General features: G+C 45.5%; 11 protein-coding genes. 5 read left to right on the forward strand and 6 right to left on the reverse strand.

The window, feature by feature from the left end; translation table 11 throughout:
* The 3 genes from AB7U21_RS04255 to AB7U21_RS04265 form a co-directional block, all read left to right on the forward strand.
* Window positions 1–359: aminotransferase class V-fold PLP-dependent enzyme (locus AB7U21_RS04255; RefSeq protein WP_428387253.1), on the forward strand; the 359-nt coding region annotated here is incomplete at its 5' end.
* Window positions 360–406: 47 nt separating this feature from the next.
* A complete protein-coding gene (locus tag AB7U21_RS04260) occupies window positions 407–934 on the forward strand; it encodes an N-acetyltransferase family protein (RefSeq protein WP_428387255.1) in 528 nt (175 codons plus the stop codon).
* Between the two features lie 104 nt (window positions 935–1,038).
* Window positions 1,039–2,154, forward strand: coding sequence for an ORC1-type DNA replication protein (locus tag AB7U21_RS04265; RefSeq protein ID WP_428387257.1), 1,116 nt, complete (start codon window positions 1,039–1,041; stop codon window positions 2,152–2,154).
* A 69-nt stretch (window positions 2,155–2,223) separates the two neighbouring features.
* On the opposite strand, the gene thsB is transcribed toward AB7U21_RS04265, so the two are convergent.
* Together thsB and AB7U21_RS04275 are read right to left on the reverse strand one after the other, a co-directional pair.
* Window positions 2,224–3,876 carry a thermosome subunit beta gene (thsB, locus tag AB7U21_RS04270; RefSeq protein ID WP_428387259.1) on the reverse strand — a complete coding sequence of 551 codons (1,653 nt, stop codon included), beginning with the start codon at window positions 3,874–3,876 and terminating at the stop codon, window positions 2,224–2,226.
* 183 nt (window positions 3,877–4,059) lie between these two features.
* Complete coding sequence (locus AB7U21_RS04275; RefSeq protein ID WP_428387261.1) at window positions 4,060–4,233, reverse strand: DUF5350 domain-containing protein; 174 nt, start codon at window positions 4,231–4,233, stop codon at window positions 4,060–4,062.
* 185 nt (window positions 4,234–4,418) lie between these two features.
* Between AB7U21_RS04275 and AB7U21_RS04280 the strand changes: the two genes are divergently transcribed.
* The gene (locus tag AB7U21_RS04280) at window positions 4,419–5,123 is read left to right on the forward strand and encodes a YkgJ family cysteine cluster protein (RefSeq protein WP_428387263.1); all 705 of its coding nucleotides are present in this window, start codon (window positions 4,419–4,421) and stop codon (window positions 5,121–5,123) included.
* A gap of 30 nt (window positions 5,124–5,153) precedes the next feature.
* Here AB7U21_RS04280 and AB7U21_RS04285 read toward each other — a convergent pair whose 3' ends face one another.
* Genes AB7U21_RS04285 through AB7U21_RS04300 form a run of 4 tightly spaced genes read right to left on the reverse strand, consistent with a single transcriptional unit; the run spans window position 5,154 to window position 9,150 of the window.
* On the reverse strand, window positions 5,154–6,260 hold the full coding sequence (locus tag AB7U21_RS04285; protein ID WP_428387271.1) for a TIGR04013 family B12-binding domain/radical SAM domain-containing protein: 1,107 nt from the start codon (window positions 6,258–6,260) through the stop codon (window positions 5,154–5,156).
* Between the two features lie 43 nt (window positions 6,261–6,303).
* Entirely contained in the window at window positions 6,304–6,708 is a 405-nt protein-coding gene (locus tag AB7U21_RS04290) for a DUF126 domain-containing protein (protein ID WP_333788154.1), read from the reverse strand.
* Window positions 6,705–7,883: an aconitase X gene (locus AB7U21_RS04295; protein WP_428387265.1), complete on the reverse strand. Its 1,179-nt coding sequence runs from the start codon at window positions 7,881–7,883 to the stop codon at window positions 6,705–6,707. Before AB7U21_RS04295 ends, AB7U21_RS04290 begins: the two co-directional genes overlap by 4 nt.
* Before the next feature lie 7 nt (window positions 7,884–7,890).
* Window positions 7,891–9,150, reverse strand: coding sequence for a UbiD family decarboxylase (locus AB7U21_RS04300; protein ID WP_428387267.1), 1,260 nt, complete (start codon window positions 9,148–9,150; stop codon window positions 7,891–7,893).
* A 178-nt stretch (window positions 9,151–9,328) separates the two neighbouring features.
* On the opposite strand from AB7U21_RS04300, the gene AB7U21_RS04305 reads away from it, so the two are divergent.
* A complete protein-coding gene (locus AB7U21_RS04305; RefSeq protein WP_428387269.1) occupies window positions 9,329–9,619 on the forward strand; it encodes a DUF4405 domain-containing protein in 291 nt (96 codons plus the stop codon).
* Window positions 9,620–9,908: the final 289 nt, after the last annotated feature.

Genomic DNA, 9,908 nt, shown 5'->3' on the forward strand with positions numbered 1-9,908 from the left:
GGGCTGTGGAATATGTACAGGATGCAGGCATTGAGAATATAGAGAAGCATGAAACAACATTGGCAAAGAAAGCTGCTTCTCTGCTGGCTGAGATCCCTCAGGTGCAGGTGTATGGTCCTGAGAACAGGGCAGCAGTTGTGCCTTTCAATGTACAGGGCATGAATCCGCATGATGTGGCCATTATCCTTGACCAGACATGTAAGATCTGTGTGCGTAGTGGTTATCATTGTGCTATGCCCGCAATAGAGAACGTTGGCCTTAAAGGCACAGTACGTGCATCCTTTGCTCTGTATAATACGATAGAAGAAGTAGAAAAACTCGCAGAAGCTGTTTCGAGCATAGCTGCACTTGTTGGCTAATAGTATATATCTTACATACAAGAATCACATCAGGTTCAGGTGGTTCATTGGAAGAAATAAAAATCCGGAATGCTGCAATAGACGATATCGAACATATTATGGAGATAGAGCACGAATCGTTTTGTGAAACAGTGTATGAGGACCGATCTGTATTTTTAGACCGGATCTTAACTTTTCCGGATGGCTTCTTAGTTTTGGAAGCAGACGGACAGGTTTGTGGATATATTTCCTCGGAGATATGGGACTACCTAGAAGAAATAAAAGAGGATATGTTCAATCTTAATCACAGTATCAGTAAGCTTCATGTAGCCACCGGATCAGAGCTTTATATATCTTCGATAGGCCTCCTTAAAAAGCATCGTGGTAAAGGATATGGAAAATTATTGTTTTCAGAGCTGTCCAGGAGGACCACTGAAAAATACAGCATCTCAAGTATTATCCTGATAGTTTCAGTTCAATGGACAGCTGCAAAAAATATCTATGAGAAGAATGCTTTTGAGGAAGCAGGAAGGATACATCGGTTTTTTGATGACGAAACTCATTCGGATGCCATTGTGATGAGAAAATATCTCTAAGGTGATCTCACCATGCTTTTCTAGGCAGGTTGTTCAGATACTATTGAAACAACATTTTATATTAATATAATGTAATCTACTTCATGAATAAGGGAGGCATTTGATTGAGCAAGGACATGTTGATGTGGGATGAAACTATATTCAGGAATCCCGAAATACTTGAACTTGACCATGTTCCGGAATATTTTGCTCACAGGGATAGCCAGCTGCAATCATTAAAATTTGCCTTGAGGCCTGCTGTTAGGGATATGCGCCCTCTTAATTGTCTCATAAGTGGCCCCCCTGGTACCGGAAAGACAACCGCCGTTAAAAAAGTATTCAGTGAACTGCAGGAACATGTAAAGAACATAGTCTTTGTGAAGATCAATTGCCAGATAGATTCCACTCGTTTTGCCGTTATGGCCAAGATATATGAAAATCTGCTAAAGGTTTCTCCCCCATCTTCGGGCGTATCCTTTGGGAAGGTTTTCCAGAAAGTTGTGAACCATCTGATTACCTCTGACAGGATACTTGTGGTTGCCCTTGATGACATTAATTATCTTTTCCATGAAGGTCATGCTGATGAAGTACTGTACTCCCTTTTAAGAGCACATGAACAATATCCCGGGGCACGTATTGGGGTAATAGCTATTGTAAGCGATACCGGTACCATGTACAAGTTCGATCCCAGGGTCGGGTCAGTATTTCTGCCGGAGGAGATCGCCTTTCCACGATATGAATCCAGGGAAATACGGGACATTATCAACAACAGAGTACTTCATGCTTTCTTTCCGCATGTAGTGCCCGCCGAAGTACAGGAAAAGATAGTAGAATACACAGACCTTACAGGCGACCTGCGTATAGGTATCGACCTGCTCAAGAGAGCTGGCCTGAACGCAGAGAGAAAAGCAAGTCGCATTATTTCTATCGAAGATGTGGAAAAAGCATACGAAGCTTCCCGACTTTTACACCTGTGTCGTAATATCGGTACACTAAATGAACATGAGAAAACATTGCTGCGCCTGATAGCACAGGGCAAGGAACCTCAGACCGGGGAACTTTACAAGGAATTCCATGAAACAACACAGCTTGGATACACGCGCTTCTACGAGCTGGTGGAGAAACTCAACTCTTCTCAATATATAGATGCTGATTTTTCCGGAAAGGGAATGCGTGGAAGGACCAGGATCATCAGAACACGATATAATCCGGCAGATATATTGCATTGCCTTGAAAAATAAGACCTTTCAGAAATAATAAAAAAAGGTTTTAAGCGCAGATGTACTGCGCTCTGTTCTGTTGGTAAATATTTATTCCATACCCATGCCGCCCATTCCTGGTGGCATGTTGGGTACCATGTCTGCGCCAGATGGACCTGCAGGTGCACGGGTCGAAGCGATGATATCATCGATCCTGAGGATCATCACAGCAGACTCTGCAGCTGCATTGATCGCCTGGGTCTTGACCCTGAGAGGTTCCACAACGCCAGCCTGCCACATGTCAATGACATCACCGGTGTACACATTGAGTCCTGCGGTCTTGGATCCCTTCTCATGGTGAGCACGCAGCTCCATGAGCTTGTCTATCGGGTCAAGTCCTGCGTTCTCTGCAAGTGTCCTCGGGATGATCTCAAGTGCCTCTGAGAATGCCTTAACTGCAAGCTGTTCCCTGCCACTGAGAGTTGCTGCATACTCATAAAGCCTCAGCGCGAGCTCTACCTCAGGTGAACCGCCGCCAGCTACCAGTTTCTCATCCTCTATGGCAACTCCGACCACTCTCAGTGCGTCGTGCAATGCCCTTTCGATGTTGTCTATGACATGCTCGGTACCGCCGCGTAGCAGAATGGATACTGCCTTTGGGTTCTCGCAACCAGTGACAAAGGTCATCTCGTCGCCGCCGACCTTCTTCTCTTCTACAAGTTCGGCTTTGCCCATGTCTGTAGCTGTGATCTCGTCAATGTTGGTGATGAGCCTGCCGCCTGTTGCCCTTGCAAGCTTCTGCATATCGCTCTTCTTAACACGCCTTACTGCGAAGATACCGCTCTTGGCCAGGAAGTGCTGGGCCATGTCGTCGATACCCTTCTGACAGAATACGACAGTTGCGCCGCTTGCCACGATCTTATCGACAATACCCCTTATCATCTTCTCTTCCTGATCAAGGAAGGACTGTAACTGCTCAGGGGATGTGATCGAGATCTCTGCGTCAACTTCGGTTTCCTTAAGCTCGATGGCTGTGTTGATAAGGGCTATCTTTGCATTTGGAACCTTTTTGGGCATGTTGCTGTGTACACGCTCTTTGTCGATGATCATACCAGTGATGAGCTCGGAGTCCTCTATACGTGCTCCTACCTTCTTTTCAACGCTGATATTGTCCATATCTACCTTGTTCTGGCCATCTGCATCAACAATGCTCTTTATGGCAGACACAGCAATCCTGGAAAGTACATCCTTGGTAGCTTCTGCTCCCTTTCCGGTCATTGCTGTTCCGGCGATGTTCAGGAGAATGTCCTCATCATCGATAGTGACCTTCTTTGCAAGGGTCTGAAGGATCTCTCCGGCTTTTTCTGAAGCGATCCTGTATCCGGAAGCTATGATGGTTGGGTGAACGTCCTGTTCGATAAGCTCTTCTGCCTTTTTCAGCAGCTCTCCAGCAATAACCGCTGCGGTGGTGGTACCATCGCCCACTTCATCGTCCTGGGTCTTGGAGACCTCGACGATCATTTTTGCAGCCGGGTGCTCGATATCCATCTCTTTAAGGATGGTGGCGCCGTCATTGGTAATAACAACGTCTCCGAGACTGTCCACCAGCATTTTGTCCATGCCTTTTGGTCCCAAGGTAGTCCTCACTGCCTCTGCAACTGCCTTTGCGGCCATGATATTGTTGCTCTGAGCTTCTCTGCCTTTTGTTCTCTGGCTTCCTTCTCTTAAAATGAAAATCGGCTGTCCAGCCATCTGTCCTGCCATTTATTTTATCCTCCTTTAATAGTGTAATAAGGGATTAGATCTATCAGACGTTTTTTAATGATTGTAGTTCTATATAACCATTACGCATGAATGGGACCTAACACCTTTTGAAAAAAATATGGTAATATAGCAGGGTGACGTCGAAAACACTATTGTCCCCTGCATTAAAAAGAAAAAAGATCTTCACTTGACAATAGATTTCGGAGAGCGCCTTATGAATCTCCGCTTTGCACCTGATGCCATGTACCTCTGTGCAGGACCGGGGTGCGCCTTAGCTTCCTTTGATTTCTCTACCTTGATGGTCTTGCCTTTTCTTCCTTTGACCTTTGCCCATTCTATGCTGCCTGTTTTACCCATTATGAATCCTCATGTAGTATTTGAATATCGATAATGTAATCATATGTAAGTTTAGCATTAGAGGTGATGCTTATAATTAAACTTTACGGGAATATCTCTCTTTTTTCATTTTGTTTTCAGGATATACTCAGAACACACTGAAGATAGACTTAATAACATGCCGGTTAAAATGGCGATCATTATCAATGGAGTTGTTCATTGTAGCCAGACCATCTATAGAAGAAGAAATACTTTACGCACGAAAAGAGCTGCATGATATGCTGAAATATCCCATGGAAAAGCTCTGTGAGATCATCAAAGAAGTGGGCTTTGAGTGCGACATGTGTGCAAAATGCTGTACCAGTGAGTTCAATGATCATATTTTCGTGCTTGATCAGGAATTACCACGTATCAGGAATCTATCATCCGATGTTTTGAAACCTGCACCATATTTTGAATTTTGCGATAATAACGGAACCTTCTATGTTTCAGGTTATGCCTTGCGCACCAAAGAAGATGGTTCGTGTATGTTCCTTGAAGGGGGAAGGTGTCGTATCTATGACGACAGGCCTATGATATGCAGACTGTATCCATATATGCTACACAGGGAAGCAGATGACAGCGGGAAAATGGACTGGAGACAGATCAGCGGCCTGAACGAACATGGATGCTACCATTCAGAGATAACCGATGAGGAATGCAGCAAGATAGCCACACTCACCAAAGAGTACGAAACAGCATATCTGGAACATCAGATATGGTTTCTGGAAACGGTCAGTGAACATTTCAAGAAACACCACCTGAAACACGTCCAGGGCATCTATGACCGCATGATGCGAAAGCTGAGTAAAGGTGAAGAAGTGAGGGTCATGGTATTTTGTAATGGGAAGTTCGAAGAGCATCTGCTTTGAAAACTACAATGCCTGGTCCATCACAGATATTCACTCCCATGAACCCGTTATCTTGCCGTTCAGAGCAAGCTTGCCAAGTTCACTGTTGACCTTCTCGCTGACCTTGCTTGGAGACGCATGAGCGTAAGGTGTTCCAGGCAAAGGTTCAAGATAATGTGCCCGTACTTCACCGCCTTTGATGCATATCCACTTTATGAGGTCAAGGCTCATCTCCTGCTCTTCTTCTGTTTCATCAGGAAAACCCAGAATAAAGTCAACAGTAGGCGTGATCCCATGTTCAAAACAACGATCAACGGCTATTTCCACTTCCCTCACAGTGTGCCCCCTATGAATATCCCGGAGGATCCGTTCACTGCCGGACTGTGCGCCAAGGCTGATCCTGTCATTGGTACAATACTTGTTCACCATTTCCAGAGATCCGTCCGTTACGAACTCCGGCCTCACTTCCGAAGGAAAAGTTCCGAAATAAATATCCTTGTTCCCGATCTCATACAAAGCCTCCAGCAGCTTTTCCACCTTATCGAAACGCGGGTGTATGCCATCGCTTCCGTAGGCGAAAGAATTAGATGAAACGAACCTAAGGTCCTTATAGTGCTGAGCATACTTCACTATGGAATCTATACTGCGGTGTCTTACCTTACTGCCGAACATCTGCGGGATCTGGCAGTATTTACATTTCCAGGGACATCCCCGGCTGATCTCTATGGGAGCCTTGATAAGATGAGGATCAAAACAGGGGTAATCATCCAGCTCTATGGGCTCCCTTTTTGGAGTGTAGATAATTTTCCCCTCAGTATCCTTGTAGGCAATACCTTTGACCGTGCTCACATCCCCACCTTCCTGCAGCACCTTTACAAGCTCAGGAAGTGTTGCCTCTCCTTCACCGATCACCACATAATCAAAATATCGCAAAGTTCCTTCCGGATCCCCGGATGGATGAGGTCCTCCTGCTATGAAAATAGAATTGGTGGTTGCATTCTGCACTTCCCTGAACACGCTCGCTGCCTGCCTTGTAACCAGACTGTAGATCATTATACCATCAGTTGGCGTTTTGACTCTGCGTATGCTGGGCAGCAGAGGTGCAAGCGCAGCAAGGCTGAAGGCGTTCTTTCTTTTCCACCTCATACAAATATCCATTAGTACATCACTTTTCCAGTGCCTTATCGCATCATCAGGACCATTACCCTTCAGGCACTTCCACATACCCTTCACTGCTATTAACTTTTATGGACATGCCATTCCTTAGGACGGAATAAGGATCGTTTTCCAGCCTGTCCACCAGCGGTATGGCAGAAATAATAGCACCCACAGCAACTATGGGTTCAGATTCCAGGTTTATCATGGCTGCAGGAGCAGCACCATTCTTGAAGAGCTGATATATTACATAGGAACCCACAGTGGAGCCCTTTCCATGAGGAAAGACCAGAACCTTGCCCTTTATCGACTGTCCAAAAAGTTCATGGTTCGCATCCACCACTTTGCCGGTCTTAGGATCTACATTACCCAGAAAAGAGATGGGATCGCGTGTGATCAGCACTTGTCCCTCTGCACATCCACGGGAAATAGTACGGCTTTTGATCTTCATTCCTTCACCGCCTCCCTGATGCACCTATAGATGTCACCAAAAAGGGTGGGAACTCCGCACATTCCGGGCACGTATGCCAGGGCTTTCCCGGAGTTTACCATCATGGTCTTATATTTTTCAGTTGCCGGCGATACCACCATACAGGTATCGCAGACCACTTTTGCCCCGCTCTTCTCAATGGATCGTACAAGTTCGGGATGTTTGTTTGCAACTTCCCTGGAAGTGCAGATCCATACTTCCTTATTGACGGTCCTGCCTTCAAGCAATCCTGCTATGAGGGAAAGCTCAGCCGGGGAACAATGCGGACAGCCGATGGTTATGATATCAATGTCATTGATATCGGGTTTTGTTCTATCGTATATCTCTCTTATCTGACTTTTCTCAATGACCATGTTCTCGTCCGGCCTTGCAAATTTGTTCTTCCTTGCTTCAGGGGTAACGCCTTCCACATGGTACAGGGCAACAGCTCCGGAAGCGGCCATGGCAGCACCCAGAGATTTCAGCTCTTCATTTTCCGGCTTTCCTTTCATGATGAACAAAGGTACTCCGCTGCCCACCATTTTTCCTGCTATATACCCAAGGGCACCGTAGTCAGAGCCCTTCATCTCACATTCAACGGTAACCGATACTGTGGGGTTGCGCATCTCATCCAGATGATAACCATAGTTAGCAGTCCTACCCACAAGGGCCGCTGAGAGCGCTGAAGGACCACCTTCACGGTTTGTTCTCGCCCCGATGACGGAGTTTGCGTATGAGACTGCAGAGGATTCGCTCCACGCAAGATGGTCCCCGTAAGTAGCATTGAACCCTTCCAGATAATAAGGAGTGCAGGTACATTTAGCAATGATGCCCAGCTTTTCGTATGCTTCGATGATCAGTTGTTGCTTATGTGCAAATTCCGGGTCTATCCGCATTTTCTCCCAGTCCTGCAGGTCCATGCCTGCGGGATTGAGTATGGAAGGAATCCTCACTTTGCCATGCAGATCAGATATCCATTCCAGACCTGCATCTCCTATGGTCTTGTATGAAACCCCGGCTATCTGGGCGCTCTTAACGGGGATGAGCTTGTCAGCACCGTAAATATCACCCAGTGCAACAAGTATCTCAATGGCTTTCCGGAGTGTTTCTCCTTCTTCGCCATCGAGCATTGCCTGTTCTTCTTTTGTGAGGTACATGGTCCACCTACTCGGGCATCTTCGCCCTTTCGAACATCTCTGCCTGTTTCAGGACTTTAGTAGCATCGATGCCTATTTTGGTCGTAGTGCCATCAGGTGCACCCCTGGGGTCCAGTGAACTTCCCCTCACATTGGGAATGATCATAACATCCATATCTCCCTTCACACGGGTCGCAATGGCGAACTCCACGTCCTTCGGATCGAATATATCTATGTCCTCGTCAACTACCACTACATGCTTGAGGCTGGTGTGGCTTGCAAAAGCTGCCATGATAGCGTTCTTGCCATCTCCTTCGGTCTGTTTCTCGATCTGCACCACTGCATGCAGATAACAGCATCCGCCTTCTGTGAGCACCACGTTCTTCACAGTGGTCACTTCGCTCACTGCCCTGTAGATCTTTGGTTCGTATGGCACACCCATCATAAGCAGATGTTCCGGTCCTGCCGGAAGTATACCGTGATAAATGGGATCTTTCCTGTGCAGTATCCTGGTAATGTGGATCACAGGTTCAGGACGTATCTCGTCATAGGTGCCGGTGATATCGACAAATGGCCCTTCCGGAACGCGCTCCACCGGATCGATGTACCCTTCCAGTATTATCTCAGCATGTGGAACTTTTACTCCGTTGCTGCATGCGAACAATTCCACCGGGGAACCTCTAAGAGCTGCTGCATAGTGGAATTCTTTACCCGTAGGTACGCGGGTGGTCGAAGCGAATGTTATTACCGGATCTGCACCGATAACGATCGCTATGGGCAGCTTATCTACCTTTGAAGCAGCCTTTTTGTGCAATAAATAAGTATGTCGCGGAGGCACCAGCCTTGCAGCCAGCTTGTTCTTTCCAAGCACCATCAGGCGATGAATGGATGCATTCATTGTCCCTTCGTACTCACTGACCACGATACCCGCAGTGATGTACAGACCTCCGTCCTTTGCAAAATGTTTCATTATAGGGAGGCTATAGAGGTCCACCTCATCATCCACTACTTCCATGGTGGGTGACTCGGTAACTATTACAACTTCGCCGTCTGGCTGTACCTCAGAGAGTTTCTGTATAATTTTGTCGCGGGGTACTCCAAACATGGATGCAAGCTCATCCCGCGTACCCAGCAGGTTCATAATAGCCTTCTTCCCCTCAATGTCATGGAAAAGCACAGGACCCTGTGTATTTTTTGCTATCCTGGGTGCTTCGAACTCCCTTGAAACGGCATGTCTGATCTCCGTTATCTTACCATTGCTTCTTAGCTGTTCTATAAATTCTCTCATCGTATCTGGTTATTACATGCTCAGAGAGATAAATACATTTTTCGTGTGGAAAACTAAATCCATAGGGAGTTTTTTATAATAGTCTTTTCCAATGGAGCACATTACACTAGTTCTTGCCATAAAAATTAATCTTCAAATAAGTTGTGAGTTTATACTGGATTTAAAATGGGGGTAGAAAATGAACAGGATGAAACTGAATTACTCCGTAGATGTCATTTTGACCTTATTATTCCTGATCGTTGCAGTTACAGGATTTGTCATGCTTTTTGTGATGCCTTCAGGTGTGCCACGGGGAAGATATCAGGAATACATGGGAATTACAAAAGCCACATGGACGCTCTTACATAACAGGTCAGCTATCATGATGACAGTTTTTGCAGCAATACACCTTGTATTGCATAAAAGATGGATAATCTGCACAACCAAAAATATTTTTAAGAAACAAGAAAACGAATGCTCCAATGATTGATCTATGTATGTCGAAACTGTATGAAACTACAGTGTCATTTAAATTGGTTCAGTATTTATTGATAAATACAAGAAGCAGACTTCGTGGAACAATTACAGGCAACAACATGCCAGGATTCAAATAAGAAGGAAGGTATTTATCAGGGATTGCGATTTGCAGGGCTCTGAAAGGAAGAACTTGGTTAACATTCAACTTTTTAATTATATATAGTTTGTACTAAATATGGTATAGTTTTTATAGAAGACAAGAAAGTTTAAATATATTATAGTATACATATTTTCTTGTATAT

Source organism: Methanomethylovorans sp. (assembly GCF_050177135.1).
GTDB lineage: Archaea > Halobacteriota > Methanosarcinia > Methanosarcinales > Methanosarcinaceae > Methanomethylovorans.

Excerpts from the sequence above, each read along its gene's own strand:
- AB7U21_RS04285 (WP_428387271.1), bottom strand. The coding sequence starts at position 6,260 with ATGGATATTTGTATGAGGTGGAAAAGAAAGAACGCCTTCAGCCTTGCT.
- AB7U21_RS04290 (WP_333788154.1), bottom strand. The coding sequence starts at position 6,708 with ATGAAGATCAAAAGCCGTACTATTTCCCGTGGATGTGCAGAGGGACAA.
- thsB (WP_428387259.1), bottom strand. The coding sequence starts at position 3,876 with ATGGCAGGACAGATGGCTGGACAGCCGATTTTCATTTTAAGAGAAGGA.
- AB7U21_RS04300 (WP_428387267.1), bottom strand. The coding sequence starts at position 9,150 with ATGAGAGAATTTATAGAACAGCTAAGAAGCAATGGTAAGATAACGGAG.
- AB7U21_RS04280 (WP_428387263.1), top strand. The coding sequence starts at position 4,419 with ATGGAGTTGTTCATTGTAGCCAGACCATCTATAGAAGAAGAAATACTT.
- AB7U21_RS04295 (WP_428387265.1), bottom strand. The coding sequence starts at position 7,883 with ATGTACCTCACAAAAGAAGAACAGGCAATGCTCGATGGCGAAGAAGGA.
- AB7U21_RS04275 (WP_428387261.1), bottom strand. The coding sequence starts at position 4,233 with ATGGGTAAAACAGGCAGCATAGAATGGGCAAAGGTCAAAGGAAGAAAA.
- AB7U21_RS04305 (WP_428387269.1), top strand. The coding sequence starts at position 9,329 with ATGAACAGGATGAAACTGAATTACTCCGTAGATGTCATTTTGACCTTA.